We start from the raw sequence: 26,325 nt of genomic DNA, 5'->3' as shown, positions 1-26,325 counted from the left end.
CGACGGGCGTTTCCCCGAAGGAGCGGCCGTTCCCCCGAGGAAGGCCACCGCTCGGCCGTGCCGCCGGGATGCTCGTGGCCGCGGTGGCCGCCTTCGTGCAAGGCTCCGGTGCACTTGTCGGCCGCCGGGTCCGAGGCGTGGCGGCCAACCGTTCGCGCGGTGTCCCGGCCGGGAACGAGGCACGGACCGTGCCGGGGAGGTCACTCCAGCGCGGCCGCCTTGCGCAGCAGCACCGAGCGTTCGCGCCGGTTGGCGCACAGCCGGGCCGCCAGCTCCAGCTCGGCGCGTGCCTCCGCCCGCCGGCCCAGGCGGGCCAGCAGCTCCCCGCGTACGGTCGGGACCAGATGCGAACCGGGGAGCCGGTCCGAGGCGACCAGCTCGTCCACGATGGCCAGGGCCCGCGCCGGGCCCGAGGCCATGGCCACGGCGACGGCCCGGTTGAGCTCGACCACCGGCGAGGGCGCGACCCGGCCGAGCGCCTCGTAGAGCAGCACGATCCGGTCCCAGTCGGTCGCCTCGACCGACGGCGCCGACACGTGGACGGCGGCGATCGCGGCCTGCAGGCCGTAGGGGCCCAGGCCCCGGGACGCTGCCCCCGGTGCCCCCGGTGCCTTCGCTGCCCGCGGTGCCCCCGGTGCCTTCGCTGCCCCCGATGCCCTGGCCAGCGCGGCCAGCCCCCGGCGGATCGCCGCGACGTCCCACAGCCGCCGGTCCTGGTCCCCGAGCAGGACCGGCGTGCCGTCCGGGCCGGTCCTGGCCGGGAAGCGCGCGGCCGTCAGCTCGCACAACGCGAGCAGGCCGTGCACCTCGGGCTCGTCCGGCTGCAGCGCGGCCAGCGTGCGGGCCAGCCGGATCGCCTCGTACGCGACGTCGGGACGCAGCAGCCGGTCGCCCGACGTGGCCGTCGACCCCTCGGTGAAGATCACGTAGAGGACGCTGAGCACGCCGCCCAGCCGTTCCCGGCGCTCACCGGCCGGTGGCGGCTCGAACGGCACCCCGGCCGCCGCGATCGTCCTCTTGCCCCGGGTGATGCGGGCCTGCACGGTCGGCACGGGTACCAGGAACGCGCGGGCGATCTCCTCGGTGGACAGGCCGCCGACCACGCGCAGGGTCAGCGCCACCCGGGACTCGCGGGAGAGCACCGGGTGGCAGCCGACGAACATCAGCGTCAGGACGTCGTCGCCGATCCCGTCGGGGTCGATCTCCTGCTCGACCCCGGGGTCGGCCGCCAGCAGGGCGTACCGGTCCTGGAGGGCGGCCCTGCGGCGGATCGCGTCGATCGCCCGCCGCCGGGCCGTGGCCATCAGCCATCCGGCCGGATTGGCCGGACAGGCACGCGGCCACGACACCAGCGCCTCGGCCACCGCCTCCTGGGCCGCGTCCTCGGCCAGCCCGAAATCGCCGGTGAACCGGGTCAGCGCGGCGACGATCCGGGCCGACTCGATCCGCCAGACGGCCTCGACGTCGGCCGTTCCCATCAGGTCCGGCCGTCGCTCTCGCCGCCCAGCGGGGCCTCGTCGGCCTCGGCCACCCGACGGACCTCGATCTTGGACCCGCGGACCGCCGGGACCCGCGTGGCCCACTCGACCGCCTCCTGTTTCGTGGCGACGTCGAGCATGAAGTAGCCGCCGAACAGTTCCCTGGTCTCGCCGTACGGCCCGTCGGTGACCACCGGCGCCTCGCCGCCGAAGTCGACCACGACGCCCTGGCCCGGATCGTCCAGCCCCTCGGCCGCGACGAGGACCTCGGCCTTCATCATCTCCTCGATGAACCGGTGGGTCGCGGCCATCATCTCGTCGAGATCGGCCATCATGGCCGCGTTCGTCTCGTCGGTGCCCCGCATGATCAGCAGGTATTTCGACATCGCGTTCTCCTCGTCCGGCGGGGCCGCCCCTCGGCCCTCGCCCTCACACGTCGAACGGGCGGCCCGCCGATCGACACGGCCCCGGAGAAATCCTCTCGCCGCGACACGGCCGATCCTGTCAGACCGGCCCCGGACGACGGCCGACGCGGTCACCCCGCCGATCGGCCCGGTGGCGCCGCAGACCGGGACGCGTCCGTCGCGTGCCCGCGACGGGAGCGCGGGGCCCCGGCCCTGGTCCCGGTCCGGTTCCGGCCCTGGTTCTGGTCCACCACGAGCCGTTCACCCGGATGACGCCTTCCCGTACGCCGCCGTCCCTATCCTCTCGACCCGTGGCCGTGGATTTCGAGAGTTTCGACCGGTTCCTGGACGAGGCCAGGCGCGGGCTCGACGCGCTGGGCAAGGAGCCGCCGCCGGAGCCGGAACCCTCCGGTGGCGAGGGGACGGCCGCGGACGGGCGGGTGTCGGCGAGGGTCTCCCCGGAGTGCCGGCTCACGTCGCTGGAGGTCGATCCACGGGTCATGCGGATGGGCTCGCACGAGCTGTGCGACCTGGTCATGGTCGCCGTCAACGCCGCCCTGGACGACCTGCGCGCGAACGTCGAGGCCAGGCGCGAACACGTCGACGCGGCAGGACTGGCCCGGGCGCTGGAGGGCGTCCAGGACGAGTCCATGAGGACGATGAACGCCATCGTGCAGGAGATCGGCGATCTCGCCCACCGGATCGAGAGCCGCGGATGAAGCCCCTGGACGTCCGCCCGTCCACCCTGCGAACGGCGTCCGGCCGGCTCGGCGGGGTGCGGGACGACCTCGCCGCGCACGGCCGCGACCTCGGCGGCTCCCCGGCCATGTTCGGCACCGGGCCCGTCGGCGGGCTGGTCGGCGGGGTCTACGCGCAGACGGTCGGTGCGATCCTGGAGTCGCTGGAGTCGGTCGTGACCGACCTGGGGGACGCCGAGCAGGCGCTGGGCCTGATGGACGCCGGGTACCGCCGGGCCGAGCGGCTCGGCGAGGAGGCCGTCAGTCAGGCCGTACGCGGGGATTCTCCAGCCAGTCGCCCACCGTCATCTCCCCCTGCCGGGACATCCGGTACGGCCGGGCCCGGGTGATGTGGTCCGGGGCGACGCCACCGGGGAAGACGACCTCGTCGTAACTCGAGCCCGGCAGCCGGATGCCGGTGCCGCCCGGCGTGCTGACCTCGTACACCCAGCCCTGTCGCCCGTACTCGTGCCACCACCGGTGGATGTCGCGGTTGTAGCTGGTGCCGACGAAGGCGGAGCTGCGCGCCCGCTCGTCCAGGAAGGCGACGTACCCGTTCAGGTCGGTGTTGGCGGGATTCCTCGGCTGAAGGCCCTGGGAGAAGATCTCGTCGGGGTGTCGGGTGTCGGACCGGTAGAGGGGCCGGTCGTCCCGGCGCCACACCGGCCGCGTGCCACGGAAGGGGGAGTCGCGAAAGCCCGGCCGGGGCCGGATCGCGGACAGGTCGACGTCGCGGTTCGCGGCGACCCGGAGAGGGTCCCAGTCCGCCGGGCGGCCGCGCAGCCGACCGGCACCGCCGCGCAGGAGCATGACCGCGCGCTTCAGCGGGTCGACCACGCCGCGCGAGAAGAAGCGGACGACGTCGTCCAGCAGCCTGCGCAGGGCGGCGCGGGTCATGGCCGTACGCGCGGCGACGGCCGCGAGCGAGGCCGCCGGGGAGACCACCGCCGTGGCCGCGGCACGGGCGACGGCGATCAGCAGCGCGACGAGCTGGGCGATCACCCCGAGCTTCCACAGCAGCACGATCAGCGCCGCGGTCAGCAGGGCCGTGCCGACCAGTTCGAGGGCGTCGGCCAGCCGGTTCGCCCGGTCGACCGGCGCGCTCCGCTCCGCCCACGAGCGGTAGGCGTCCACGCCGTCGCCGGAGTTGCGCTCCCACACCTGGCGCTGGTGCGCCTCCATGTCCTGCGCGGACCGCCTCAGCCGCGCCGCGAGCATCACGTACCGCGTGCCCTCGGCACGGATCGCGTCCTCGTCGGAGTCCGGCCAGACGACCAGGCCGGTCCAGGCCAGCGGGACGGCCAGCTCCTGCGGCAGCCGAAGGGACATGGCCGGTCAGCGTCCGTCCGGGCGGGGAATGCGGACGCCCGCGTGCCCCTGCGCGTTGAGCGCGAGATCGACGCCCTCGGGCATGAGATCCACCAGGTCGGAGCCGCGCAGCACCTGCCAGCCCGACACCCCGGCCGGAAGGTCCCCCGGCAGATGGGCCCGCGAGGTGTAGGCCATGACGACTCCCGTGTCGTACACCGGGATCCTCCCCTCGGCGTCGGTGCCGGTGAGGACCTCCGACTCCAGCAGGAGCGGTACGAGGTCCCCGCCGTCCGAGTAGCCGGTCACCGCCAGCTGGACGGCGGCGTCGAGCGGGTCGGCCGGCTCGCCGAAGCCCAGTGACACGGGCGAGGGCCGGTGGTCCGGGTTGGGGGTGAACTCCTCGCTCACCTCGCCGCGCTCGTCGACCCGCCACGCGCCGATCACACCGTACGGGGGGACCGCGCCGTCCGGGTCGAAGAACGGGTCGACGGCGTACAACCACCGGCCGGGCGTCGAACGCGCCTCGGCACGCATGCGGTCGGTGAGCGGGGGAGGGGCGGACACGGTCGGCAGCCTACTTGATCGGTATGTCCCGCCGTGGCGGACTTCGGCCCGCCCTCGCCACACCGCCGGCTCGCCCTCGTGCCACCCCGCCGACCCGCCTCCGCCCCCGCGCCACGCCGCCGGATCGCCCTGTGCGCCACGCGGCCGGATCGCCGCTGTGCCACGCGGCCGGCCCGTCCCGGTACGAGGTGACGGTGCCGGCCGCGGGCGTGCGCTCGTGGTCAGATCTCCAGACGCGGCCAGTCGGCGAGGTCGCGCAGCAGCTGCCGGTCGTGCGTGGCGACGACGACGGCGGCGCTCGTGCCGCGGATCGCGCCGGTCAGCTCGTCGACCAGCGCCGGCGACAGGTGATTGGTCGGCTCGTCGAGCAGGATCAGCCCGGGCCGCCCGGCCAGCGCCAGCGCCAGGTCGAGGCGCCGCCGCTGGCCCTGCGACATCCTCCCGACCGGTGTGCGCATCGCATCGGAGTCCAGCAGCCCGAGCGCCCCGAGCGGGACGGCGTCGGCGTCGCGCAGCGTTCCGCGGGCCACCAGCCGTCCCACCTGGCGGGTGTACGCCTCGCGGGCGGTGAGTGCGAGGTCCTGCTCGGCGGTCTCCTGGGTGACCCGGGCGATCCGCGCCCCCCTCGCCACCTGGACGTGCCCGCTCGTGGGCGCGAGCGAACCGTCCAGCACCGCGAGCAGCGTGGACTTGCCCGCGCCGTTGGGGCCGGTGACGAGCAGCCGGTCGCCACCGTCGAGGGTGAGGTCGACCGGTCCGGCCAGCCGCCCCTCGACGGCGACGCCGTACGCGCGCAGCTGCGGCGCACCCGGCCGGACGCCCAGGTCCGGCCACCGCAACGCAGGCGGTGGCGGCGGCACGTCGATCCGGTGCGCCCGCAGGACGTCCTGCTGCCGGTTCAGGGCCTGCACGACGCCCGGCGCGCGTGACTGGCGCTGGTGCTTGCCGGTCCCCTTGTCCGGCCGCCAGCCGGTGGAGAGCCGGTCGCGGGCCCTCGACACCGCGTCCTGCAGCCGCCGGTGCTCGGCCTGCTGCTGCTCGTGGTCCTGCTCCCAGCTCTCGCGCTCGCGGCGCCGGGCCTCCTGCCAGGCGTCGTAGCCGCCGGCGTACAGCCGCGGCCTGTCGTCGCGGGTCGGGTCGAGGTCGAGGAAGCGGTCCGCGACGTCGCGCAGCAGCGCCCGGTCGTGGCTGACGACGGCGAGGCCGCCGTCGTGCTCGCGCAGCCTGGCCGTCAGGAAGTCCAGCCCGTCGGCGTCGAGGTGGTTGGTCGGCTCGTCGAGCAGCAGCACGTCGTGCCGCGCGCCGAGCAGGCACGCCAGCCGTACCCGGTAGCGCTGCCCGACCGACAGCGTCGCCAGTGGACGGTCACGGTCGGTGCAGGCTCCGAGGGCCTCGAGGGCGACGTCGACGCGGCGTTCGGCGTCCCAGGCGTCCAGCCGGGTGGCGGCGTCCAGCGCGGCGGAGTAGCGGTCGCCGGCGGCGGGGTCGCCCTCGGACATGGCGAGGGTCGCCTCCTCCAGCGCGCCGAGGGCGGCGAGCGACGCGGCCAGCGCCCGGGACGTCAGGGTGCCGACGGTCTCCCCGTCTCGCACGGACAGCTCCTGGCGGGCCAGGCCGATCGTGCCGGCCCGGTGCACGGTGCCCGCGTCCGGCGTGAGGAGCCCGGCCAGCAGGTGCAGCAGCGTCGTCTTGCCACGGCCGTTCTCGCCGACGACGGCGATCCGCGACCGCGCGGAGACGGTGATCGAGACGTCGTTCAGGACGCGCCGGGACCCGCGGGTGACGGTGACGTTCGTGGCGCGGACGTGTGCGCTGTCGCCCGCCTCGACGGGCAGGGACATGATCTCGGGGTTGGGGGTGAGGTTCAACGGTGCTCCGCAGCTCGCAGTGGAGCCGGGCAGCGGTGATCGGCCGCCCGGCGGGAACCGGGACGGCGAGCGCGGACTCAGCAGGAAGAAGGCGCCGCCGTCAGCGGGCGGAGCGGATCCTGTGCGACCAGATGTTCTGCGAGCGGTTGCCTGGTGCCATGACGGTCACGCTAGCAGCCCCGGCGCCCCCGGCTCATCTGGATTTCGCCCGCTGTGACACGCCGCACGGGTGACCCGGGGGAGCACGCCGAGGGGCGTCCGGGCCGGCCGGACGATATTCGATGGCCTCCGCGAGCCGATCGTCGTTAGCGTGTCACGATGATCTACGAGCATCCTCTGGCGTACGTGCTCGGCCTGGAGGGCATCGCCCTGATGCGGTCCTACACCGGTGAGCACGGCCGGGCGTTCGTCGAGGCGCGTCTGGCCGAGATCCGTGAGCTCCTCGACGACGAGTCCCTGGCCGCCGCCGTCGAGGTGGTCCGTGTGGACCCCGTGGAGGGGTACCGGATCTGGTCGCGGACCTACGACGGGCCCAACACCGCGTTCGACCTCGACGAGCCCTTCATCCGGGAGATCGTCGACCCGCTGCCCGCCGGCGACGCACTGGACGCGGCGTGCGGCACCGGCAGGATCGCGGCCTACCTCGCCGGCCGTGGCCACCGGGTACGCGGTGTGGACCTCTCGCCCGACATGCTGCAGCGGGCGCGCCTGCGGGTGCCCCTGGCGGAGTTCCTGCTCGGCGACCTGTCCCGCCTGCCCGTCCCCGACGAGTCCGTCGACCTGGTGGTCTGCTCGCTGGCGCTGACGCACGTACCCGCTCTGGACCCGGTACTGGCCGAGTTCGCCCGGGTGCTGCGGCCCGGCGGACATGCGGTGATCGCCGACATCCATCCCGAGGGCGTGGCACGAGGGCTGATCCCGCCGGTACGGCTGCCGGACGGCCGGCCGGGAAGGGTGGCCACCTACCGCCACCTGGTCGGGGACTACGTACGAGCCGCGCTCGCTGCGGGGCTCCGGGTGCGGCGCTGCGAGGAGCCCGGGAATCCGCCGGGCGAGCCGCGTGAGCGCAGCGACGTCCCGGGACCGTGGGACGTGTGGCCGTGGGCCCTGGGCGACCTGGCGCCCGAGGCCGCGCACGCGGCCGTCGCCGGGACGCCGTCGATGCTGCTGTGGCACTTTCAGCGCTGACCGGTCCGAAGGCCCTTGCCCACGGCGAGCCGCTCACGGGGCGGGCGCGGGCGAAGCGGTCAGGAATCGAGAAGCGCTGCCTGGACGGCCGCGCCTAGCGTTGCCCGCATGAACATCACCGTTCGCTCCGGCCTCCTCCCGCACGGGAGTCACGCATGAACCTCACGCTCGACGTCATCACCCTCTGGACCCCCGAGGTGCAGGCCGCGGGCAGGTTCTACGCCACCGCGTTCTCCTGCGCCGTCACCGGCGGCGGTGACGGCGGTGACGACGGTGACGACGGGGACCCGGTGAACCTCGACCTGCACGGGACCGGGCGGCTCGCCGTGGAGGCGGGCGCGGAACCGGCCGCGCCGGGATTCCGCGGCTACCTGCTGACCTACGTCGTCGACCGGCCGGCCGGGGTCAGGGCCCTGATGGACGCCGCCGTCCGCGGCGGGGCGGAGGTCCTCAAGCCCGCGAGGAAGGCCCTCTTCGGTTCGTTCTCGGGGGTGTTCCGGGCACCGGACGGCGCCGTCTGGAAGCCGGTGGCGGCCACCGGCAAGGACACCGGCTCCGCGGCGGACAGGCCGCTGCCGACCGAGACCACGCTCATCCTCGGTGTTTCCGCGCCGAAGGCGTCCAAGGTCTTCTACGAGGCCCTGGGCATGACGGCCGACCGGGAGTACGGCAACAAGTACATCGACTTCCACCCCGCCAAGGCGGCGACCAGGCTGTGCCTGATGGAACGCGGTGTACTGGCGAAGGACGCGGGCATCACCGAAGGCGGGGGCGGTTTCCCGTCGGCGGTCCTCACCCACACGGCCGGGTCCCGCCAGGAGGTCGACGCCCTCCTGGCGTCCGCGGCCGCCGCCGGGGGCCGGATCACCGGCGGCGCCGCCGAGACGGCCGGGGGATACTCCGGTTCCTTCACCGACCCGGACGGCTTCCTGTGGAGGGTGACGTACTGAGCCCCACGAGGGCCGTACGCCCGTCCGGACCCGGAGCACGTCCCCGTCCCGGACGGACCACGCGGAAGACGACCACGACCATCGACACAGGGAGCAGCACCTCCATGAGCGCAGCATCGAAGGCAGGCCGGAGGAACGAGCGGGGCGAGCCCCCGGGGGAGGGGTTCTCCGGGCAGGAGCGCGCCGCCGTCAAGGAGCGCGCGGCAGAACTGAGGACGGACGCGCGCCGCGGCCGGAGCGCGGACAAGGCCGCGGCCGACGAGCGGGACGTGCTCGCGAAGATCGCCGAGATGGCGCCGCAGGACCGCGCGCTGGCCGAGCGCGTGCACGCCGTCGTCACGGCCGCCGCCCCGGAGCTGGCGCCGAAGCTGTGGTACGGCCAGCCCGCCTACGCCAGGGCCGGGAAGGTGGTGTGCTTCTTCCGCAGCGGGCAGGTGGACAAGGAGCGCTACTCGTCGTTCGGGTTCACCGCGGAGGCGGATCTCGACGACGACGACGGCATGTGGCCGACGGCCTACGCCCTGACGGAGTTGAGCGAGGCCGGTGAGGCGGCACTGGGGAGGCTCGTCACGAAGGCCGTGGGGCGAGGTCCCGGGTGAGCGCGGGTGATCTCCGGCGCGCTACCTCGACGTGGGGTTCCTGACGGTCACCCGCCGGGTCCGGCCGGGTGCCCGTGACGAGGACGACGGAGACGGCGCGGCGGGTGACCGGCGCGAGAGCAGGTATCCCGCCAGCGCGGCGAGCAGGCCGACCAGGCCGGCGGCCGCGAAGCCGCTCGCCGGGACGGAGGCGTCGATCGCCGCTCCCACGACCGGGGCGCCGAGCGCGAACCCCGCGCTCGCCGCCGAGGACTGCAGGCCGGTCGCCTCGCCTCGCGCACCGGCCGGCGCCAGCCGGCTCACCTCGTCGGAGACCGTGGAAAGGGTCGGGGCGGTGAGCAGTCCGGCACCGGCGACGGCCGCGCACAGCCAGGGCCAGTCATGGGCGAGTCCGGCCGGAACCGTCACCAGCCCGAGCAGGCCGAGCAGCAGCCAGGTGGGCATCGGCCGGGGCAGCGCCCCGTACACCAGGCCGCCCACGACGGACGTCAGCGCGAACACGGCGACGACCAGGGCCGCCCACGAGACCTGACCGGCCTCCCGGAGGGTGGCGACGATGGCCAGGTCGACGCCGCTGAGCAGCATCGCGACGCCGAACCCCATCGTCAGGACGGCGGCCATGGGCGCTTCGAGCCACTCCCGGCGCCGGGGCCGGCCCGCTACCCCGGTCCCGGTCTCGTCCTCGGCCCGCAGCGGCGGGTCGAGCAGGGCGATCCCCGCCCCGCCGGCGACGATCGCGGCGCCCACCCCCCAGGCCACCACGCCGGGGGAGAACCGCGCCGCGCACAGGATCACCAGCGTCGGCCCCACGAGGTACGACAGCTCGCCCGCCACCGACTCCAGCGCGAACGCCGCCCGCCGCTGTTCCGCCGTCGTCATCGCGGCGATCGCCTGCCTGGTGACCGCCTGGATCGGCACCATCAGCAGACCGGCGGCGAAGGAGGCGCCCAGCAGGACCACGTACGGCAGCACCGGGACGGTCAGCCAGAACACGAACTGCGGAACGACCGTGACCGACAGCACGACACGCAGGCCCCGCCGGTCGATCATCCGTCCCAGCAGCGGCCCGCCCAGCGCGACACCCGCGGTGAGCGCCGCCACCACGGCTCCGGCCGCCGCGTAACTCAGGTCGAGGGCGAGCACGACGTACATCGTCAACGCCATCGCGTCCGCCGTGATCGCGGCACGGGCGAGCAGCGAGATGCCCAGCAGCGGCGCCATCCCCGGCACCGCGAGCACCCGCCGAAACTCGATCACCGGTGTGACGCTAGGACACCGGGAAGGCCATAGGAAGTCGTCAATTCGTTGGGCGGGGCATAATGAATGCTTATGGCCCGTGATCTCGACATCGCGCTGCTGCGGTCGTTCGTCACCGCCGTGCGGGCGGGCAGCATCAGCCGCGCGGCGACGGCGCTCGGCCGCACCCAGCCCGCGCTCAGCCAGCAGTTGCGCAGGCTGGAGAGGGACGTGGGCGGTCCGCTGCTGCACCGGGCGCCGTCCGGTGTCTCACCGACCCGGGCGGGCGAGGAGCTGCTTCCCTACGCCGAGCGCATTCTCGCGCTGTCGGCCCAGGCGCTCGCCGGGACGGGACGTGCGCTCACCGGGCGCTGCGGAGTGGGACTCCTCGAAGACCTCGCCGCCTCCCGTCTCTCCCAGGTGCTCGCCGACCTCGCGCGGCCGCACCCCGAGGCGAGGCTGGAGGTGCTCAGCCTTTCCGGCGCGGCGATGCGGGAGGCCTACGACACGGGCCGTGTCCAGCTCGTGCTCGACGAGGTCCCCCATCTTCCCTGGCCACCGCGCTGGACGGTGCGTCTGCCGCTGGTCTGGGCGGTAGGGCAGGGAGTCGACACCGGCGCCGATCCGCTGCCGGTGGTGCTGTTCTCGAACACGTGCGCCTGGCGGACGTCGGTGCTGGAGACGATGGAGGGCACGGGACGTCCCTGGCGGGTGGCGTTCGAGAGCAACAGTCTCGCCGGGGTGCTGGCCGCGCTGCGGGCCGGGCTCGGGGTCGCGGCGCTCCTGCCCGCCAACCTCGAACCGGCCATGGCCTGCCACGACGCCACCGCGTTGCCCGCCCTGCCGGACGTCGAACTCGGTCTCACCCGCCACCCCGGCACCGAGGGCGACGCGCTCGTCGACGCCGTGGAGACCGCCCTGCGGCGGATGATCTGAGCCGTACGGGACCGCCCCGCCGTCCGCGCGGGATCAGGGCATGGAGGTCGTCCTGGACGATGCCGCCCGGCCGGTCCTCGTCGGGCGCCGGTCTCACCTGCCCGCCCGGTGGCGGCTCGGGGACACGCCGCGTACCCGTTTGAAGGCCACGCTCAGCGCGAAGGCGTTGGCGTAGCCGACGTGGCGGGCGACCGCGTCGATCGTGGTGTCGGAGGAGCGCAGCAGGTCGGCGGCGAGCGCCATCCGCCAGCCGGTGAGGTACGCCATGGGGGGTTCCCCCACGAGGGTGGTGAACCGGCGCGCGAACGCCGCGCGTGAGGCGCCCACCTTCTGCGCCAGCGAGGCGACCGTCCACGGGCGGGCCGGGTCGTCATGGATCAGCCGCAGCGCCGGGCCGATCAGCGGATCGCTCTGCGCCCGGTACCAGCCGGGTGCCCGGGCCTCGGGGCGGGCGAACCAGGCGCGCAGGGTCGCGAGCAGTGCCAGATCCAGGAGACGGTCGAGGACGACCTGCTGGCCGGGTCCTTCGTTGTCGACCTCCCGGGCGAGCAGTTCCATGATCGGGGACTGCTCGCCCGACCGCGGCACGAGCACGACCTGCGGCAGGGCGCTCAGCAGCCGCTCGCTCACGTCCCCGGTGACCTGGTAGGTCCCGCTGGCCACGATCGCCGACCCGTCGGGGCCGTGCCCGCTCGTGCGCGGCCCGAGCCGCAGCCTCTCGGTGATGTCGACGCCGTCCATGGTGGTCAGCCGGTTGCCCGCGTGGACCATGATCTCCGGCGGGGTCGCCGGGTCGTCGCTGATCGTGTACGGATCCGGTCCCTTGACGATGGCCACGTCCCCGGTGCGCATCGGCACCGGCTCACCGTCGCCGAGCATGATCCAGGCGTGCCCGCGCAGCGTGGTGGCCAGGGCGAGCGGGGCGCCGTCGGAGATCCGCAGCGACCACGGAGGTTCCAGGATCGCCTGACAGAACGCCGCACTTCGGGCACGAACGCCGTCGAGCAGGTCAGCGAGGGGGTCCACGACCTCAGTTTAGACGCACAGAAATGGAAGTGAGCGTACGGAATATGGATCGTCTCTCCCGATGCCTGTTCACTGGGCATGACCCACTCGACGACCCACCTCGACGACCCACCGGAGGCATCCGATGTACGCGATCACAGGAGTGACAGGCCACGTAGGCGGGGCGGCGGCCCGGGACCTCCTGGCCAGGGGGGAACCGGTGCGGGCCGTGGTCCGCGACGCGGCCAAGGGCGCGGACTGGACCGGAGCGGGAGCCGAGGTCTCCGTCGCCGATCTCGGCGACAGGGCGGCGCTGGCGGAGGCGTTCCGCGGCTGCCGCGGGGTGTTCGTCCTGCTGCCGACGGATCCGGCGGCGGCCGACCCTGACGCCTACCACCGCGGGCTGGCCGACTCGATCGCCGGTGCGGTCCTGGACGGCGGTGTCCCGCACGTGGTGATGCTGTCCTCGATCGGGGCAGAGCTGGCCGAGGGCAGCGGCCCCATCCGCTGGCTCCACCACATGGAGAACCGGCTGCGCGAGACGGGCGTGCCCCTGACCGCGATTCGCGCGTCGCACTTCCAGGAGAAGGTCGAGACGGTGCTCGACGCCGCTCTCGGGGCCGGCGTCTACCCGGTCTTCGGGGCGTCGGCCGACGTGCCCGTCCCGATGATCGCGACGCGCGACATCGGCGGGGTGGTCGCCGGCTCCCTCACGGCGCCCGCCCCGGCCGGCGAGATCATCGATCTGGACGGCCCCGAGTACTCGGAACGGCAGGTGGCCGAGGAGCTGGCGGCCGTTCTCGGCAGGCCGCTCACGGTGGTGACCGTCCCGCGGCCCTCGTGGGTCTCCACGATGGTGGAGGGGGGCGTTCCGCCCCGGCTCGCCGAGGAACTGGCCGGCCTGTACGACGCCGAGCAGCGAGGCGTCCTGCGACCCGGGGGCGGCAGGCGGCACACGTGTACGACCGAGCTCGGCGAGACGCTGCGCCACCTGGTGAGGACCACCGCCTGAGGCGGCCCGAGGCACGCCACGGCATCGGCGGATGCGGCCCGCACGACCGGCGGCCCGGAAGGCGCCGCCGTCATGCCGGGCAGCTGTGGGGGCCGACGCTCTGCCCGGCACCGACGACCGTGACCCGGGCGGGGCTCTCGGGCGCCGTGGCGGCGGCCGTGCACACGATCTGGCCGACGGCCAGCGCGGACAGCTCACCGGCCGGGGTGGACAGGGTCACCACCACGTGGCCCGCGGACCTGCCGGTCACCGAGAACGGGCCGGCCTCGGGCGGAACGTCGCTGGTGAGCCCGTGCGCCTGCTCCCTCGCGGTGGGCCCGGCCGCCAGCAGCGCGAGCGTGTCCGCCTCGAACAGCGGACGGCCACCGGGCCGGGGCCGCGTCACCGCGGTGAGCCGGCCGTCCTTCACCAGGTAGAGGGTGATCGTGGTGGCCGGTACGACGCCTCCGCTCGGCGGGTCGCCGGCGGGGATGACGTCGCTGGGCTGCACGCCGCAGCCGGCCACGACGGCGAGCGACACGAGGCCCGCGGCGAGCACGCGGCGGGCGGGGCCGGTCCTCACCCGGGGCCCCCGTCCGGGTCGGACACCGGTTCGGGTGCCCGGCGTGGCAGGCGCAGCGTGAAGACGGCGCCGCCGTCCGGGGCGTTGGCGACGGTGAGGTCACCCCGGTGCAGGCGCGCGTTCTCCCGCGCGATGGCCAGGCCCAGGCCGCTGCCCTCGGACCTGGCCCTGGCCGCGCTGGCCTTGTAGAAACGGTCGAACACGTGCGGCAGCACCGCCTCGTCCAGCCCCGGTCCGTGGTCGCGGACCTCCAGAACGATCCGGTGCGGGTCGGCGGAGAGCCGTACCGACACCGGTGGTTCGCCGTGCCGCAGGGCGTTGCCGACCAGGTTCGCGAGGATGACGTCCACCCGGCGCGGGTCCAGCCGTGCCGTCACCGCCGGGGGAAGCTCGGCCTGCACCCGCTCCGACCAGCCCCGCACCCGCAGGGTCGAGCGCACCAGCTCGGCCACGTCGACCTCGTTCGGCACGAGGGCCGCGACGCCCGAGTCGAACCTGCTGATCTCGATGAGGTCGTTCACCAGCGCGGTGAGGTTGAGCGTCTCCTGGCTGACCAGCCTGGCGGCCCTGCCTGCGGGCTCGGGCAGCCCGGCCGCCTCCTCGTCGAGGACGTCGGCGACCGCGGTGAGCGCGGCCAGCGGGGTGCGCAGCTCGTGGGACACGTCGGCCACGAACCGGCGGGCGTCGGCCTCCATCTCGCGCAGCTGCGTGACGTGCCGTTCCAGCTCCGCGGCGGTGTCGTTGAACGTGCGCGCCACCTCGGCCAGCTCGTCGGAGCCGCGGACCACGATCCTGGTCCGCAGCTCGCCCTCGCCCAGCAGGCGTGCCGCCCGGCCGAGCTCGCGCACCGGGCCCAGCACGCTCCGGGTGGCCAGCAACGCGAGGACGACCGCGAATCCCAGGGCCGCCCCGCCGATCAGCCAGGCGCGGGTGGCGAGGTCGTCGATGCTGCGCTGTTCGGCGAGCAGGCTGCGCGCGGCGTAGACCTCGACACCCGATACCCGCGCCGTGCCGTCCGGTTCGGTGATCAGCAACGGCGCGCCGATGATCAGCCAGGGCACGCCCTGCCGCACCACGCGTTGCCACGCGGTATCGCCGCCGGCCACCACCCGCCGCAACTCCGGTGAAACCACCCCGAGATCCATGGCCGGCACCCTCCCGTCCGGCCCCCCGGGCTCCGGCGGGGCCTGCGGGACCGGCATCCCCCCGTCCGGCCTGCCGGGCTCCGGCGGAGCCAGCACCCTCCGGCCCGGCCTCCCGGGCCCTGAGGGGGCGACCGGCGAGTGCATCCCACCGTAGACGGCGATCGCATACTCCACGCCGTCCTGGCCGGGCACGGCGGCGGCGATGTCGCCGAGCTCGGCCGGGCCCGGCGTCGCGCTCCGCAACGGGTAGAGCGCCTGCAGGCGGCTCCTGACCGCCTGGACCGTGGCGTCCTGGGTCCGCTGCAGGATGTCGTTGCGGGCCTGGAGGTAGATCCCTCCGGCCACCGCCGTCACGGTGACCACGCACAGCAGCGCGAACGCGAACAGCAGCCGGGCACGTAGCCCCAGGTTCGGCCAGGATGCCACCGGAGGATCACACCGGCCCGAACCGGTACCCGAAGCCCCGTACCGTCTGCACGTAGACGGGCGCCGCAGAGTCGTCCTCGATCTTCGCGCGCAACCGCTGCACGCAGGCGTCCACCAGCCGCGAGTCGCCGAAGTACCCGTGCTCCCACACCGACTCCAGCAGCTGCTGGCGGCTGTGCACCCGGCCCGGCGTGCCGGAGAGCTCCAGCAGCAGGCGCAGCTCGGTCGGGGCGAGGCTGACCGGCACGCCGCGGTTGGAGACCGTCAGCCCGGCCCGGTCGATGGTCAGGTCCCCGTGCCGCTCCAGCTCCGCCTGGTCCCGGCCGATCCGCCGCAGCACCGCGCGGATGCGCGCCTCCAGCACCCTGGGCTGCACCGGCTTGACCACGTAGTCGTCGGCGCCCGCCTCCAGCCCGGCCACCACGTCCATGTCGTCGCCGCGCGCGGTCACCATGATGATCGGCACGTCCCCGGCGGCCCGGATACGGCGGCAGACCTCGAACCCGTCCATGCCGGGCAGCATCAGATCGAGCACCACGACGTCGGGAAGGTCCGCACGCAGCCGCTCCAGCCCCTGCTCACCGGACTCCACCGCGCGCACCCGGTGCCCGTGCCGGGTCAGGGCCAGCTCGAGGCCCTCCCGCACGGCGGGGTCGTCCTCGATCAACAACACTCGTGACACGCCACCGAGTATCAACAGCACGCTCCGTACCTCGCCGCCGGCCGACTCCACCCACTGTCGACCGGCCGTGTCCCCGCCCCGTCCGCGCCGTGTCATGGTCGTGTCACGGTCGCGCCGACGATCCACCGGCGATCCACCGATGATCCACCGGCGATGGCCGCCGTCGAGAAACGGTGACATGCGGCGGACAACGCACGCACATTCGACGCCAATCGTAGTTCGTCATGAACGAATCACGCACGATCCCACCCCGGCCCCGTGACCGGCTGTACGCCGTGGTCACGCTGGTGCTCGCCGTGCTCCTGCTGCCCGCGGCGTTCGCCCGGCATCCCGGCCGGGCCCTGGAGGTGGCCTGCCGCTGGGCGTTGCGGACGCGATTTCCCGCCGAGGACCTCACCGGGCTCACCGACGGTGCCCTGGCGGCGTTCACCGCGGCGCGTACCCGGGCGCTCTGGCGTCACGGCCAGCTCATCGGCCTCACCTCGGGATACCGCGACCCCCTCCTCCAGCAGCGGATGTTCGACGAGGAGGTGCGCCGCTCCGGCTCCCCGGCCTCGGCACGCATGCTCGTGCTGCCACCGGCGGAATCCGGCCACGTCAAGGGCATCGCGCTGGACGTACGACCGCACGAGGGCGCCCGCTGGCTCGAGGAACACGGCGCCCGCCACGACCTGTACCGCATGTACGACAACGAGTGGTGGCACTTCGAGTACCGCCCGGAATGCGCCGGGGTAGCGCCGCGACGGCGGCCCCACCCCGGCGTGGGCCACGCCGGCCAGGACGGGGCCCGGATCGAGCCCGGCCCCGGTTCCGCCCACGGGGGCCATCCGGGGGAGGTGACGGGCCGCCACCCGGGAACCGGGCCGATGATCCGGCCGGCGCACCGAAGGGCTCGGCCCGGGCGTCCGGAAGCGGTGGCGGCCGGGCCGCGGGCCCGTCCCGCCGCCCGGGACTGACGACGACCTCCCCGCGATCCGGTTGTTCAGTACAACCATTTGGTTGTATGGTCGAACCATGGCGGCTGATCGCGAACTTCAGGACGCCGTGGTCCGCTTCGTGCGGGCCTTCGGCCTGCACCAGCCGGACCGGACGCCCTGCGGGCAGCCCGTCCCGGTCTCGGAGGCGCACGCGCTGGGCGAGCTGGCAAGAGACGGCGCGCTGCGCCAGAGCGAGCTGGCCCACCGGCTGCGGCTGGAGAAGAGCACCACCAGCCGGCTGGTCACCCAGCTCATCGACCGCGGCTGGGCCGAGCGCACCCCCGCGCCCGACGACGGACGCGGCGTGCTGGTCCGGCTCACCCCGTCCGGGGTGAGCGCCGCCCACAGGCTCGCCGAGGCCAGGTCCCAGCGGTTCTCCGCCGTTCTGGACCGTGTTCCCGAAGGGGAGCGTGCCGGCGTGCTGCGCGCCCTGACCATCCTCACGGAGGCCATCGATGAAACATAGGGATCGCCGCGTCCAGGCGCTGGTCGCGGCACTGGCGCTCGTCATGATCGCCGTGACCGCGTACGCGCTCACCGGCCGCGACGAGCAGGCGTCGGCCGCCCGCCAGGCCGAGATCGCGGCCAGGGGCCGGCAGGTGATGCCGTTCGACCTGGAGCGCACCACCCACCGCTTCACCACGTCCGCCACCGGTGGCGTGCAGACGGTCACCTCCGACGACCCGGCCGACACCGGGCAAGTCGCCCTGATCCGCGAGCACCTGACCAAAGAGGCGGAACGCTTCGGCAGGGGCGACTACGGCGACCCGGCCTCCATCCACGGTGGCCGGATGCCGGGCCTGCGCGACCTCGAACAAGGCCACGACCGCATCACCATCCGCTACGCCGAACTCCCCGCCGGGGCCACGATCACCTACACCACCACCGACCCGTCCCTGGTGAAGGCGTTGCACGCCTGGTTCGACGCCCAGGTCGCCGACCACGGCCGGCACGCCGAACACGGCTGACCCCGCCCCCGGCCGGCTGGAGACCGTCCCGGCATCGGGCCACCGACCGGCTCACCGACCGGCTCACGAAGGCCGTCACGGGCTCTCGGGCCTCAGACGGCGAACAGGAGGGCGGCGTTGACGAGCACGACCACGGCCGTGGCGAAGTGGATGCCGAACGCGACCGCCCTGGTGCCACCGTGGCGCAGGACGATGACGGTGTCGCCCAGAGGGACGAGGGCGACGACGAGCATGAACCAGGCCTCGGCGCGGGCGCCCGCGAAGGCGAGCAGGACGAGGCCGAGGACGCCGTAACCGAGGTCGCGCACGCCCTTGACGGCCAGGTAGGCGCCGTCACCGTCCTTCCTGGCGGGGACGCCGTAACCGGCGGCCGAGGCGTGGGGTGTCAGGAGGAACCGGAGGCCGATGAAGATGATGAACAGATTCAGCACGACGGCCAGGCCGTAGGCGACGGGGGTGAGCATGATCTTTCCTTTTGCTAGCAGCGCTAGAATATAGAGCGAAACTAACATGTCAATGACAGGAAAAACAGCGACGATAGAATCGAGGTCGTGCCGACCAGGACGTGCCGTGAGCGAGAGCGGCCGATCACCACGACCGCCCGGGAAACGGCCGCGGGGGAAACAGCCGCGCGAAAAACGACCGCGCGGGAAACCGTCCTGCCGGAAGCCCGGGACGCGGTGACCACGCGACGGGTCGCCGAGAGGATCGAGTACGATCGGCCGGTCCTCTACGGGTCACTTCACCGGCAAGACGGCAGGCCCCGGCACCAGGACCATGGGCGCCGCTCCGGACGCCCTGCCCGGGGGCGGGGTGCGGTACCGCGGGCGGTCGCCGGCACCGGGGCGCCGTGGACGCGTACTACCCGGCCCCGCCCGTATCGGCCCCGCCCGTATCGGCCCGGCCGGGGGTGGCGCGCTCGGGCTCGGCGGTGGTCACGGGGAACAGCTCCAGTTGCTCGTCCCCGGGTTCCGAGGTCGTCAGCTTCAGGCAGCGCCGGCAGGTGACCGCGCCCCGGTCCGGATGCGCCGCGCCCGGATCCCACCCGCTCACCCCGACCATGCACGCCGGACCGGGCATCCGCTCCCCGCCCAGCCAGCGCGTCATCACCACCGCGTGCACGATGCCCGACGAGCGCACCCGCAGGTTCGAACCGTCGGCGTAGGCCGACCGCGCCGACGCGGCGAACACGGCCAGCGCCTCGTACAGCTCGGGTGCCTCCTCCGTGGCCATCAGCCCTCCCCACCGCGGGGGACCGGCGGCTTCCCGGTGCCCTCGCCCGCAGCCTGCAGCCCGTCGTCACCCATGGACCCAACCTAAGCGCCCGGCCCCTTCGCCCGAAGACGCGGATGCTCCCTCGACACCTGCCCCGGGCTCACCGCCGCACGCGGCCGGTCGGCGGCCGTCCGTTCCGGTCGTCGGGGGTCCGGATCGCCGAAGGCGCGGTCAGACGGTGTCGCCCAGCTGTTCGGTCAGCCGCTCCAGGCCCCCCTTGACGATCTTCCCGTACTCGTCGTCGCCCAGTGCGCCGATCCGGGCCCGCGCCTGCCGCAGGTGCTCGCGGGCGCGGTCGAGGTCGCCCAGCTTGCGGTAGCAGTCGCTCAGGTTGAGGTGCAGCGACGGATACAGGCCGGCCACCGAGAGCGGCACCCCGGCCTGCGCCACCCGCTCATCGGTGACCAGCGCGACGGCGTCGAGCGCCCGCAGATCCCACATCAGCTCCTGCCGTACGTCGTCCTGCACGTCGGCCATCGAGTGGGCGAGGACGCAGACGTGCAGCGGATCGCCCTGCTCGCCGCCGATGTCGTCCCAGATCTGCGCGAACAGCTCGCGCGCGGCTTCCCGCCGGCCCTGGTGGTGATGCAACTCCACCCCCTGGCCGATCCGGGTCATCGTCGGGTCGGTGGTCATCGGCGGCTCCTTCACCGTCGGCCTGCTGCTCGGTACACCTTGACGATCTTCAAGTCTCCGGCCGGCCGGTCCGCCCGGCGGATCCCGGTGACGACCGCGGCGCCGGACCGGGTCCGCGGCCCGGCGGTGCGGGGTGGCCGCGTCGGAGGTCAGCGGGGGGTGAGGACGTCGAACTCGTTGCCCTCGGGGTCGGCGAGGCACGTCCACGGGACGTCGCCCTGGCCGAGGTCGAGGTCGGTGGCGCCGAGCGCCCGCAGCCGGGCCACCTCCGCGGCCTGGTCGTCGCCGGGGTAGGGCCGCAGGTCGAGATGGACGCGGTTCTTCACGGTCTTGACGCCGGGCGTGCGGAGGAACTCCAGGTACGGGCCCACGCCCCTGGCCGAGCGCATCCTCGCGTGGTCGTCGGTGACCTCGTGCAGGGTCCAGTCGATCGCCTCGTCCCAGAACCGGGCCATGGCCCGCGGGTCCGCGCAGTCGACGACCACCGCGGCGATCGGCCCGGTGTCCCGGTAGATCTCCCGGGGCTCCAGCACGCAGAACTCGTTGCCCTCCGGGTCGGCGAGGACCGTCCACGGCACATCGCCCTGGCCGATGTCGGCGGGCGTCGCACCGAGCCCCTTCAGGCGCTCGACCAGCTCCGCCTGATGGGCCACGGAGGTGGTGGCCAGGTCGACGTGCACGCGGTTCTTCACCGTCTTGGGTTCCGGGACGGCGATGACGTCGATGCAGACGGCGACGGGGTCGGGGTAGGCGAAACCCACGGGCTCGATGTTGGTCACACCGGGTTCCTCGCTGCCGACACCCCAGCCGAGCGCCTCCGCCCAGAACCGGCCGACCGCGGAGTCGTCCCGGGCGTCCATCGCAATCTGAACAAGCCGCATCGCCATGCCGCCGATGCTATACCCGTGTGGATCAAGGAATCACGGGGAACGGCACGCCTTCGGCCCGACCGGCGGCACCGGGCAGGCGCAGGCCGTCCACGAGGAGCCCGACCAGGCGGCGCGCGTCGTAGCGGGGGTCGCTGTCCGCGCCGATGCAGAGGTTCCCGACGCCGCGCATGAGCTCGTACGCCTCCAGGTCGGGACGGATCTCGCCGGCCGCGGCCGCGGCCTCCACGAGCCGGGCGCACACGGGCAGGAGCCGGTCGAGGAAGTAGGCGTGCAGCTGCCGGAAGCCGGCCTCGTCGGACCGCAGCGCGGCGGCGAGCCCGTGCTTGGTGACCAGGAAGTCGACGAACAGGTCGATCCATCGTCCCAGTGCCGCGTGCGGGCTCGTGCCGCTCGCGAGCAGCACGGGCCCGGCCTCGGCGCAGGCCTCGATCTGGTGCCGGTAGACGGCGATGACGAGGTCCGCGCGCGTCGGGAAGTGACGGTAGATCGTGGCCACCCCGACCCCGGCCCTGGCCGCGATGTCGCGGATCGGCGCCTCGACGCCCGAGGCCACGAAGACGGCCGCCGCGGCGTCGAGCAGCACCCTCTCGTTGCGCCGGGCGTCCGCCCGCTTGCGCGGGGCCGCCCGCCCCGTGTCCTCGTCGCCGCCGTTCACGTGCCACGTCCTCCCTGTCGCGTTTGCCAAACGGAACACGGTTCCGTATCGTGAGTCATGCGGAACGGTGTTCCGTTTACTCATGATGCCAGAGTCGCATCCCCTCCACCAACGTCAGGAACCCCGCCATGCAGTACCGCACCCTGGGCCGTACCGGCGTTCAGGTCAGCTCCCTCGCGCTCGGCGCGATGAACTTCGGCGCCATCGGGCGCACCACCCAGGACGAGGCCACCGCCATCGTCGACGCCGCCCTCGAGGCCGGGATCAACCTCGTCGACACCGCCGACATGTACGGCGCCGGCGAGTCCGAGGAGATGGTCGGCAGGGCCATCGCCGGCCGCCGCGACGACATCGTGCTGGCCACCAAGGCCGGCCTGCCGATGGGCCGGGAACGCAACCACCGGGGCGGCTCGCGCCGCTGGCTGGTCGTCGAGCTGGAGAACAGCCTGCGCCGACTCGGCGTCGACCACGTCGACCTCTACCAGATCCACCGGTGGGACCCGGCGACCGGTGACGAGGAGACGCTGTCGGCCCTGACCGACCTGCGGCGCGCCGGCAAGATCCGCTACTTCGGCTCCTCGACCTTCCCCGCCTACCGCATCGTCCAGGCCCAGTGGGCCGCCAGGGAGCACCACCTCGGCCGCTACGTCACCGAGCAGCCCGGCTACTCGATCCTGCAGCGCGGGATCGAGACCCACGTCCTGCCCGTCACCGAGCAGTACGGGCTCGGGGTGCTGGCGTGGAGCCCGCTGGCCTCGGGCTGGCTGACCGGCGCGATCCGCGAGGGCCGGCGGATCGCCACCCACCGCTCGGCGTTCATGCCCGAGCGCTTCGACCTGTCCGTCCCGTCCAACCGCGCCAGGCTCGACGCGGTCGAGCGGCTGGCGAAGGTCGCCGACGAGGCCGGTCTGACGATGATCCAGCTCGCGCTCGGCTTCGTCACCGCCCATCCGGCCGTGACCAGCGCGATCATCGGCCCCCGCACCCTGGACCACCTGCGCTCACAGCTCGCCGCCGCGGACACGGTGCTGCCCGCCGACGTGCTCGACGCCGTCGACTCCGTCGTCGCACCCGGCGTCGACCTGGCCCCGCACGAGCGGTTCGACACCCCGCCCGCCCTGCTCGACCCCTCGCTGCGGCGCCGCTGAGCCCCCGCGGCACCGAAAGGACCACGCCCATGCCGTACGCCCCCCGCCCTGGCCCCGGCCGCGCGACCCGCCCCCTTCTCCGAGGGGGTCGCGCGGCGGGTCGCCGACGAGCTCATCACCACGTCATGACGCACGGGCCGCTACGGCGTCACCGGCCCGCCTCCGGCGGTGTCCTTCGGCGGGAAGGGTTCACGGCGTGATCGGCGGCCCGTTCCCGCGGCCCTCGTCCGGCGATCGCTTCGGGACGGGGCTGGTGCCGCGAGAGACCACGCCCTACACTACGGAGTGTATTTAAAAATACACACAGAGTTTTTTCCTATTCGGCATGTTTCGTACATCGCCATCTCCCTGGGCCGTCTTGACCCCGCGTCCTTCAGGTGATGCATCAGGGAGACACCATGGGTCCGTTTCATCTGACCGTCCGCCCCGTGCACGACTACCCCGACGACCACACCGTGGTCGAGGTCGGCGGTGAGGTGGATCTGGCCACCGCCCCCCGCCTGCACGCCTGCCTCGCCTCGCTCATCGACGGCGCCGCCGGCCCGCTGGTCCTCGACCTCGGTGCGGTGACCTTCATGGACGCCCGTGGACTGACCGCCCTGGTCGCGATCAGGACCCGTGCGGACACCGCCATGATCCCTCTGCGGCTCGCCGCGCTCACCCCCTTCGTCCGGCGGCTTCTGTGCCTGACCCGCCTGGAGTCCCTCTTCCCCGTCGCGGTCGGCCCGGACCACCGGCCGACCGCCCAGACCCCCATCACCTGAGCGACCGGCTGCCCGGACCGCCCGGCTACGACGGGGCGGCGCCGAGCAGCTCGGACACGATCGGGTCCTGGTCGGTCACCTGACGGGCCACCGCCGACAGCCGCTCGTTGTGGTTGCGGGCATGGGCGCGCATCAGCGCGAACGCCTCGGCGATGGGGATCTGGCCGCGCTCGGCGAGCATGCCGCTGGCCTGTTCGATGACGATGCGGCTGTTGAGGGCGTGTTGCAGTTGCTCGGTGACGAGCTGCTGCCGGCGCAGGGTGCGCTCATGGGTGATGCCGATGGTGGCCACGTCCGCCAGCGCCTGAGCCACGGCGACATGGTCGGGAGAGACGGCCTCGGTGGTGGCGCTGAACAGGTTCATCGCTCCCAGTACCTGGTCGCGCAGCCGCAGCGGAAAGGCCTGCACCGCGGCGAAGCCCACCTGGTGGGCCGCCGCGGCGAAACGCGGCCATCGCTGCGGGGGAGCGGCCAGGTCCGGGCAGATCACCGGTCGCCCGCTGTGGTAGCAGTCCAGGCAGGGGCCTTCCTCGTTCTGCAGCTGGAACAGCTCCAGCAGGCGGACCTGTTCGGTGGAGGCCGCCACCAGCGTCAAGGAGCCACGCGGGTCGGCCAGCAGGATGCCGGCGGCGTCGACGTCGAGGAGGTCCACGCAGCGCTCGGCCAGCGTCTGCAGGAAATCGATGACGTCGAAGCCGACCACCAGCGTGTCGGCCAGCTCCACGAACGTCTGCGCCGTCCGTCGGTCGAGCACTGTCCTCACCTTCGTTCCATGATCGTGATCGTGTCCGGCGGTTCGTCGTCCGTGGGAGCCACGGCGGCTCCGGTCCGGTGTCAGTCCGGTTCGAATCGCAGCCGCCGCGCCACCACGTCGCGGGCCACCTCCAGCAGGCCGCGTCCATCGGCGAAGGCGCGGGCGCGTAACCGGACGAACGCTGCACTCAGGTCGGTACCTGACTGGATCGCCACCATGCCGGTGGCCTGGTGCACCTGTGCCCAGCGCTCGGCGCTCTCCCACCGCAGTTCCTTCACCTCGTCGGCGTCGTCGGGGGACGCCAGGTGCTGCACCTGCACCAGCAGCGCCGCATCGGCGAACACCAGCGCGTCGGCCACCTGCTGCGGCGTCAGCCATCCGGGCTCGGTGCGGCTGATCTCCAGCACACCGACCGAGATCACTCCCAGCAGCAGCGGGAACACGAAAATCGCGCGGACGCCTGCCTGCACGGCGGCCGGGGCGAACATCGGCCAGCGCCGCCGCGTGGCGTCATCGGCCAGGTCGTCGACCAGCACGGGCCGGTCCCCGGCCAGCGCGTCATGCCCCGGGCCCTCGCCCAGCGTGGCGTGCAGGTCCATCGAGCGAAAGGCGCCCGCACCGCTCCCGCACACCGGTTCGTACCCCGTGAGCCGGCCGTTGAGGGCCATGCCCACCCCTTGGGCGCGTAGTGTCCGCGCGCAGACCAGGCACACCGTCTCGAGACGGACCGCCGTGCCCTCGGCACGGGCGTGGTCGTTGATCGCCGTCCACACCGCCGCCGAGCGCCGCCTGTCCATCAACCTCCGCCGTCCACGACACCGGTGTCCGTGGCGACCACGGGCCGGCGATGTCCGCCGACGCCGGGCCGCGCCCGGCCCATGACGGACGCTCGGCCCCGGCCGGGTCCGCTCTCCCGTCCGGTCGGCTTCGACAGGCGACCCGCCACCGGCTTCGACGGGCGACCCGCCACCGGCGAGATCGACGTCGCCCGGATCACGCCCGCGTCGCCGTCACCCGCGTCGAGACCGGCGCCGACCGGCACTCGCAGACCACCGGCATCGATGACGGCCGACCCGCTCAGATCAACGTGAAGAGGGCCGTCACCGCAGGCCGCCGGATGAGTCATCGGCGCCGACGCCACCGTCATCGTCACCGCGGGCACGCCGCCATGATCCAGCTCCCCTTCCGGCCGCATCCCCGGCGGATGAGCCGTCGGGGTGATGCGCAACGCCCCACATGTTCCACCGTTGCGGGCCGGCGCGCAGCCGATACCGCCGATGCCGTCCATGCCGCACCCTCCAGGGGCTCGCCGAAAGGACGAGCCCGCCGGCGAGGAATGGTACCCGTCGGACAAGACCGTGCACCGGCCCCGCACCGGCCGTGCACCGGACGCGCCTGCGGTACGCCCGACGTGCCGCCCGGCCGCCGCGGTGCGTTCATCGCGGGGCCGCTGCGGCCAGGAGCCGGGCGAGTCCGGACGGCTCCGTGATCATGGGCCAGTGGCCCGAGTCGATGTCCACGAGGTCGAGGTGCTCGACCCCGGCCACCTCGGGCGCGTCACCGGCGGCGATCCACTCCCGGGCCTGGGCGGGGGTGAACTCCGGACACACGACGAGGACGGGGACGCCGAACCGCCGCTCGTCCCTCAGGCGCACCACGCCCTTCGTCACCCCTGCGGGCACGGGGATCGCCGCGTCCGCGAAGTCCCGCCTGGCCTTCTCACCGAGGTCGGCGGAGTCCGGCCCCTCGAACGGACCCCAGCCGGGAAAGGGCGTCACGCCGTCCTCCGGCTCGAAGAGGTCGGCGTAGCGCTGCCCGTCGGCGGCCGGGAAGCCTCCGATGAACACGACCTTGGCGACCCTCTCCGGCCGCGCGTCGGCGGCCAGCCAGGCCAGGGTGCAGGCGGCGGAGTGCCCCACCACCATGGGCGCCCCCGACGCCGAGTCCACGGCGGCGAGCACGGCCGCCACCTGGTCGTCGAAGGTGGCCGAGGCCGGCCCGGGGGGGGGGGGGCGGGGAGAGGGGGGGGGGGGGGGGGGGGGGGGGGGGGGAGGGAGGGGGGGGGGGGGGGGGGGAGGGGGGGGGGGGGGGGGGTGGGGGGGGGGGGGGGCGGGGAGGGGGGGGGGGGGGGTGGGCAGGAGGGGGGGGGGGGGGC

General features: G+C 73.8%; 31 protein-coding genes. 12 read left to right on the top strand and 19 right to left on the bottom strand.

The window, feature by feature from the left end; all coding sequences use genetic code 11:
• Positions 1-200: 200 nt before the first annotated feature.
• Together ACZ6RT_RS30805 and ACZ6RT_RS30800 are read right to left on the bottom strand one after the other, a co-directional pair.
• Positions 201-1,478, bottom strand: coding sequence for an RNA polymerase sigma factor (locus ACZ6RT_RS30805; RefSeq protein WP_470157402.1), 1,278 nt, complete (start codon positions 1,476-1,478; stop codon positions 201-203).
• Positions 1,478-1,864, bottom strand: coding sequence for a YciI family protein (locus tag ACZ6RT_RS30800; RefSeq protein ID WP_399192439.1), 387 nt, complete (start codon positions 1,862-1,864; stop codon positions 1,478-1,480). Before ACZ6RT_RS30800 ends, ACZ6RT_RS30805 begins: the two co-directional genes overlap by 1 nt.
• Positions 1,865-2,193: 329 nt before the next feature.
• Here ACZ6RT_RS30800 and ACZ6RT_RS30795 point away from each other — a divergent pair, with 329 nt between their 5' ends.
• Together ACZ6RT_RS30795 and ACZ6RT_RS30790 are read left to right on the top strand one after the other, a co-directional pair.
• Positions 2,194-2,601 carry a YbaB/EbfC family nucleoid-associated protein gene (locus tag ACZ6RT_RS30795; protein WP_470157401.1) on the top strand — a complete coding sequence of 136 codons (408 nt, stop codon included), beginning with the start codon at positions 2,194-2,196 and terminating at the stop codon, positions 2,599-2,601.
• Entirely contained in the window at positions 2,598-2,969 is a 372-nt protein-coding gene (locus tag ACZ6RT_RS30790) for a hypothetical protein (protein ID WP_470157400.1), read from the top strand. The genes ACZ6RT_RS30795 and ACZ6RT_RS30790 overlap by 4 nt, the downstream gene beginning before the upstream one ends.
• Here ACZ6RT_RS30790 and ACZ6RT_RS30785 read toward each other — a convergent pair.
• From ACZ6RT_RS30785 to ACZ6RT_RS30775, 3 genes are all read right to left on the bottom strand, one after another.
• Positions 2,881-3,948 carry a WXG100 family type VII secretion target gene (locus ACZ6RT_RS30785; RefSeq protein WP_470157399.1) on the bottom strand — a complete coding sequence of 356 codons (1,068 nt, stop codon included), beginning with the start codon at positions 3,946-3,948 and terminating at the stop codon, positions 2,881-2,883. The genes ACZ6RT_RS30790 and ACZ6RT_RS30785 overlap by 89 nt on opposite strands.
• A 6-nt stretch (positions 3,949-3,954) precedes the next feature.
• Positions 3,955-4,494 carry a type VII secretion system-associated protein gene (locus ACZ6RT_RS30780; RefSeq protein WP_470157398.1) on the bottom strand — a complete coding sequence of 180 codons (540 nt, stop codon included), beginning with the start codon at positions 4,492-4,494 and terminating at the stop codon, positions 3,955-3,957.
• A gap of 221 nt (positions 4,495-4,715) precedes the next feature.
• Complete coding sequence (locus ACZ6RT_RS30775; protein ID WP_470157450.1) at positions 4,716-6,335, bottom strand: ABC-F family ATP-binding cassette domain-containing protein; 1,620 nt, start codon at positions 6,333-6,335, stop codon at positions 4,716-4,718.
• A 345-nt stretch (positions 6,336-6,680) separates the two neighbouring features.
• Between ACZ6RT_RS30775 and ACZ6RT_RS30770 the strand changes: the two genes are divergently transcribed.
• The 3 genes from ACZ6RT_RS30770 (at position 6,681) to ACZ6RT_RS30760 (ending at position 9,099) form a co-directional block, all read left to right on the top strand.
• Positions 6,681-7,550 carry a class I SAM-dependent methyltransferase gene (locus tag ACZ6RT_RS30770; protein WP_399192448.1) on the top strand — a complete coding sequence of 290 codons (870 nt, stop codon included), beginning with the start codon at positions 6,681-6,683 and terminating at the stop codon, positions 7,548-7,550.
• Between the two features lie 155 nt (positions 7,551-7,705).
• Positions 7,706-8,500 carry a VOC family protein gene (locus tag ACZ6RT_RS30765; protein ID WP_470157397.1) on the top strand — a complete coding sequence of 265 codons (795 nt, stop codon included), beginning with the start codon at positions 7,706-7,708 and terminating at the stop codon, positions 8,498-8,500.
• A gap of 104 nt (positions 8,501-8,604) precedes the next feature.
• Positions 8,605-9,099 (top strand): DUF1801 domain-containing protein, encoded by a 495-nt coding sequence (locus ACZ6RT_RS30760; protein ID WP_470157396.1) that lies wholly within the window; start codon positions 8,605-8,607, stop codon positions 9,097-9,099.
• Between the two features lie 21 nt (positions 9,100-9,120).
• Here the strand turns inward: ACZ6RT_RS30760 and ACZ6RT_RS30755 are convergent, their stop codons facing one another.
• Complete coding sequence (locus ACZ6RT_RS30755; protein WP_470157395.1) at positions 9,121-10,356, bottom strand: MFS transporter; 1,236 nt, start codon at positions 10,354-10,356, stop codon at positions 9,121-9,123.
• 72 nt (positions 10,357-10,428) lie between these two features.
• Here ACZ6RT_RS30755 and ACZ6RT_RS30750 point away from each other — a divergent pair, with 72 nt between their 5' ends.
• Positions 10,429-11,271 carry a LysR family transcriptional regulator gene (locus ACZ6RT_RS30750; RefSeq protein ID WP_399192456.1) on the top strand — a complete coding sequence of 281 codons (843 nt, stop codon included), beginning with the start codon at positions 10,429-10,431 and terminating at the stop codon, positions 11,269-11,271.
• A 93-nt stretch (positions 11,272-11,364) separates the two neighbouring features.
• Here the strand turns inward: ACZ6RT_RS30750 and ACZ6RT_RS30745 are convergent, their stop codons facing one another.
• A complete protein-coding gene (locus ACZ6RT_RS30745) occupies positions 11,365-12,297 on the bottom strand; it encodes an AraC family transcriptional regulator (protein WP_470157394.1) in 933 nt (310 codons plus the stop codon).
• 142 nt (positions 12,298-12,439) lie between these two features.
• Between ACZ6RT_RS30745 and ACZ6RT_RS30740 the strand changes: the two genes are divergently transcribed.
• Positions 12,440-13,288: an NAD(P)H-binding protein gene (locus ACZ6RT_RS30740; RefSeq protein WP_470157393.1), complete on the top strand. Its 849-nt coding sequence runs from the start codon at positions 12,440-12,442 to the stop codon at positions 13,286-13,288.
• A gap of 70 nt (positions 13,289-13,358) precedes the next feature.
• Here the strand turns inward: ACZ6RT_RS30740 and ACZ6RT_RS30735 are convergent, their stop codons facing one another.
• Genes ACZ6RT_RS30735 through ACZ6RT_RS30725 form a run of 3 tightly spaced genes read right to left on the bottom strand, consistent with a single transcriptional unit; the run spans position 13,359 to position 16,103 of the window.
• Positions 13,359-13,850 carry a GerMN domain-containing protein gene (locus ACZ6RT_RS30735; protein WP_399192462.1) on the bottom strand — a complete coding sequence of 164 codons (492 nt, stop codon included), beginning with the start codon at positions 13,848-13,850 and terminating at the stop codon, positions 13,359-13,361.
• Positions 13,847-15,421 (bottom strand): ATP-binding protein, encoded by a 1,575-nt coding sequence (locus tag ACZ6RT_RS30730; protein ID WP_470157392.1) that lies wholly within the window; start codon positions 15,419-15,421, stop codon positions 13,847-13,849. The genes ACZ6RT_RS30735 and ACZ6RT_RS30730 overlap by 4 nt, the downstream gene beginning before the upstream one ends.
• Before the next feature lie 7 nt (positions 15,422-15,428).
• A complete protein-coding gene (locus ACZ6RT_RS30725) occupies positions 15,429-16,103 on the bottom strand; it encodes a response regulator (RefSeq protein ID WP_399192466.1) in 675 nt (224 codons plus the stop codon).
• A 224-nt stretch (positions 16,104-16,327) separates the two neighbouring features.
• Here ACZ6RT_RS30725 and vanY-N point away from each other — a divergent pair, with 224 nt between their 5' ends.
• The 3 genes from vanY-N to ACZ6RT_RS30710 are packed head-to-tail and all read left to right on the top strand — an operon-like array spanning position 16,328 to position 18,048.
• Positions 16,328-17,059 carry a D,D-peptidase/D,D-carboxypeptidase VanY-N gene (gene vanY-N / locus ACZ6RT_RS30720; protein WP_470157391.1) on the top strand — a complete coding sequence of 244 codons (732 nt, stop codon included), beginning with the start codon at positions 16,328-16,330 and terminating at the stop codon, positions 17,057-17,059.
• Positions 17,060-17,117: 58 nt separating this feature from the next.
• On the top strand, positions 17,118-17,546 hold the full coding sequence (locus ACZ6RT_RS30715) for a MarR family winged helix-turn-helix transcriptional regulator (RefSeq protein ID WP_470157390.1): 429 nt from the start codon (positions 17,118-17,120) through the stop codon (positions 17,544-17,546).
• Positions 17,536-18,048, top strand: a complete 513-nt coding sequence (locus ACZ6RT_RS30710; protein WP_470157389.1) for a hypothetical protein — start codon at positions 17,536-17,538, stop codon at positions 18,046-18,048. The genes ACZ6RT_RS30715 and ACZ6RT_RS30710 overlap by 11 nt, the downstream gene beginning before the upstream one ends.
• 92 nt (positions 18,049-18,140) lie before the next feature.
• Here ACZ6RT_RS30710 and ACZ6RT_RS30705 read toward each other — a convergent pair whose 3' ends face one another.
• The 5 genes from ACZ6RT_RS30705 to ACZ6RT_RS30685 all read right to left on the bottom strand — a co-directional run bounded on the left by ACZ6RT_RS30705 (position 18,141) and on the right by ACZ6RT_RS30685 (position 21,504).
• Positions 18,141-18,512 (bottom strand): DUF4267 domain-containing protein, encoded by a 372-nt coding sequence (locus ACZ6RT_RS30705; RefSeq protein ID WP_399192474.1) that lies wholly within the window; start codon positions 18,510-18,512, stop codon positions 18,141-18,143.
• 397 nt (positions 18,513-18,909) lie between these two features.
• Positions 18,910-19,281: a hypothetical protein gene (locus ACZ6RT_RS30700; RefSeq protein ID WP_399192476.1), complete on the bottom strand. Its 372-nt coding sequence runs from the start codon at positions 19,279-19,281 to the stop codon at positions 18,910-18,912.
• Between the two features lie 213 nt (positions 19,282-19,494).
• A complete protein-coding gene (locus ACZ6RT_RS30695; protein WP_399192478.1) occupies positions 19,495-19,959 on the bottom strand; it encodes a tetratricopeptide repeat protein in 465 nt (154 codons plus the stop codon).
• Positions 19,960-20,108: 149 nt separating this feature from the next.
• A complete protein-coding gene (locus tag ACZ6RT_RS30690) occupies positions 20,109-20,846 on the bottom strand; it encodes a VOC family protein (RefSeq protein WP_470157388.1) in 738 nt (245 codons plus the stop codon).
• Positions 20,847-20,871: 25 nt separating this feature from the next.
• A complete protein-coding gene (locus ACZ6RT_RS30685; RefSeq protein WP_470157387.1) occupies positions 20,872-21,504 on the bottom strand; it encodes a TetR/AcrR family transcriptional regulator in 633 nt (210 codons plus the stop codon).
• Positions 21,505-21,632: 128 nt separating this feature from the next.
• On the opposite strand from ACZ6RT_RS30685, the gene ACZ6RT_RS30680 reads away from it, so the two are divergent.
• Positions 21,633-22,652 carry an aldo/keto reductase gene (locus tag ACZ6RT_RS30680; protein WP_399192484.1) on the top strand — a complete coding sequence of 340 codons (1,020 nt, stop codon included), beginning with the start codon at positions 21,633-21,635 and terminating at the stop codon, positions 22,650-22,652.
• A 398-nt stretch (positions 22,653-23,050) separates the two neighbouring features.
• Positions 23,051-23,416, top strand: coding sequence for an STAS domain-containing protein (locus ACZ6RT_RS30675; protein WP_470157386.1), 366 nt, complete (start codon positions 23,051-23,053; stop codon positions 23,414-23,416).
• 25 nt (positions 23,417-23,441) lie between these two features.
• On the opposite strand, the gene ACZ6RT_RS30670 is transcribed toward ACZ6RT_RS30675, so the two are convergent.
• The 4 genes from ACZ6RT_RS30670 to ACZ6RT_RS30655 all read right to left on the bottom strand — a co-directional run bounded on the left by ACZ6RT_RS30670 (position 23,442) and on the right by ACZ6RT_RS30655 (position 26,308).
• Positions 23,442-24,170: a GAF and ANTAR domain-containing protein gene (locus tag ACZ6RT_RS30670; protein ID WP_399192488.1), complete on the bottom strand. Its 729-nt coding sequence runs from the start codon at positions 24,168-24,170 to the stop codon at positions 23,442-23,444.
• Between the two features lie 80 nt (positions 24,171-24,250).
• Positions 24,251-24,967 carry a GAF and ANTAR domain-containing protein gene (locus tag ACZ6RT_RS30665; RefSeq protein ID WP_470157385.1) on the bottom strand — a complete coding sequence of 239 codons (717 nt, stop codon included), beginning with the start codon at positions 24,965-24,967 and terminating at the stop codon, positions 24,251-24,253.
• Positions 24,967-25,458, bottom strand: a complete 492-nt coding sequence (locus ACZ6RT_RS30660) for a hypothetical protein (RefSeq protein WP_470157384.1) — start codon at positions 25,456-25,458, stop codon at positions 24,967-24,969. Before ACZ6RT_RS30660 ends, ACZ6RT_RS30665 begins: the two co-directional genes overlap by 1 nt.
• A 148-nt stretch (positions 25,459-25,606) precedes the next feature.
• The gene (locus ACZ6RT_RS30655; protein ID WP_470157449.1) at positions 25,607-26,308 is read right to left on the bottom strand and encodes an alpha/beta fold hydrolase; all 702 of its coding nucleotides are present in this window, start codon (positions 26,306-26,308) and stop codon (positions 25,607-25,609) included.
• Between the last annotated feature and the right edge of the window lie 17 nt (positions 26,309-26,325).

Source organism: Streptosporangium sp. NPDC050148 (assembly GCF_055586505.1).
The sequence above is the reverse complement of the archived record's forward strand: the minus strand, read 5'-3'. Positions and strand labels throughout refer to the sequence as shown.

Bases quoted from the DNA above. Each gene is read 5' to 3' on its own strand.
- ACZ6RT_RS30805 (WP_470157402.1), bottom strand. From the start codon at position 1,478: ATGGGAACGGCCGACGTCGAGGCCGTCTGGCGGATCGAGTCGGCCCGG.
- ACZ6RT_RS30800 (WP_399192439.1), bottom strand. From the start codon at position 1,864: ATGTCGAAATACCTGCTGATCATGCGGGGCACCGACGAGACGAACGCG.
- ACZ6RT_RS30790 (WP_470157400.1), top strand. From the start codon at position 2,598: ATGAAGCCCCTGGACGTCCGCCCGTCCACCCTGCGAACGGCGTCCGGC.
- ACZ6RT_RS30785 (WP_470157399.1), bottom strand. From the start codon at position 3,948: ATGTCCCTTCGGCTGCCGCAGGAGCTGGCCGTCCCGCTGGCCTGGACC.
- ACZ6RT_RS30775 (WP_470157450.1), bottom strand. From the start codon at position 6,335: ATGTCCCTGCCCGTCGAGGCGGGCGACAGCGCACACGTCCGCGCCACG.
- ACZ6RT_RS30770 (WP_399192448.1), top strand. From the start codon at position 6,681: ATGATCTACGAGCATCCTCTGGCGTACGTGCTCGGCCTGGAGGGCATC.
- ACZ6RT_RS30765 (WP_470157397.1), top strand. From the start codon at position 7,706: ATGAACCTCACGCTCGACGTCATCACCCTCTGGACCCCCGAGGTGCAG.
- ACZ6RT_RS30760 (WP_470157396.1), top strand. From the start codon at position 8,605: ATGAGCGCAGCATCGAAGGCAGGCCGGAGGAACGAGCGGGGCGAGCCC.
- ACZ6RT_RS30750 (WP_399192456.1), top strand. From the start codon at position 10,429: ATGGCCCGTGATCTCGACATCGCGCTGCTGCGGTCGTTCGTCACCGCC.
- vanY-N (WP_470157391.1), top strand. From the start codon at position 16,328: ATGAACGAATCACGCACGATCCCACCCCGGCCCCGTGACCGGCTGTAC.
- ACZ6RT_RS30715 (WP_470157390.1), top strand. From the start codon at position 17,118: ATGGCGGCTGATCGCGAACTTCAGGACGCCGTGGTCCGCTTCGTGCGG.
- ACZ6RT_RS30710 (WP_470157389.1), top strand. From the start codon at position 17,536: ATGAAACATAGGGATCGCCGCGTCCAGGCGCTGGTCGCGGCACTGGCG.
- ACZ6RT_RS30705 (WP_399192474.1), bottom strand. From the start codon at position 18,512: ATGCTCACCCCCGTCGCCTACGGCCTGGCCGTCGTGCTGAATCTGTTC.
- ACZ6RT_RS30700 (WP_399192476.1), bottom strand. From the start codon at position 19,281: ATGGCCACGGAGGAGGCACCCGAGCTGTACGAGGCGCTGGCCGTGTTC.
- ACZ6RT_RS30695 (WP_399192478.1), bottom strand. From the start codon at position 19,959: ATGACCACCGACCCGACGATGACCCGGATCGGCCAGGGGGTGGAGTTG.
- ACZ6RT_RS30690 (WP_470157388.1), bottom strand. From the start codon at position 20,846: ATGGCGATGCGGCTTGTTCAGATTGCGATGGACGCCCGGGACGACTCC.
- ACZ6RT_RS30680 (WP_399192484.1), top strand. From the start codon at position 21,633: ATGCAGTACCGCACCCTGGGCCGTACCGGCGTTCAGGTCAGCTCCCTC.
- ACZ6RT_RS30675 (WP_470157386.1), top strand. From the start codon at position 23,051: ATGGGTCCGTTTCATCTGACCGTCCGCCCCGTGCACGACTACCCCGAC.
- ACZ6RT_RS30665 (WP_470157385.1), bottom strand. From the start codon at position 24,967: ATGGACAGGCGGCGCTCGGCGGCGGTGTGGACGGCGATCAACGACCAC.
- ACZ6RT_RS30660 (WP_470157384.1), bottom strand. From the start codon at position 25,458: ATGGACGGCATCGGCGGTATCGGCTGCGCGCCGGCCCGCAACGGTGGA.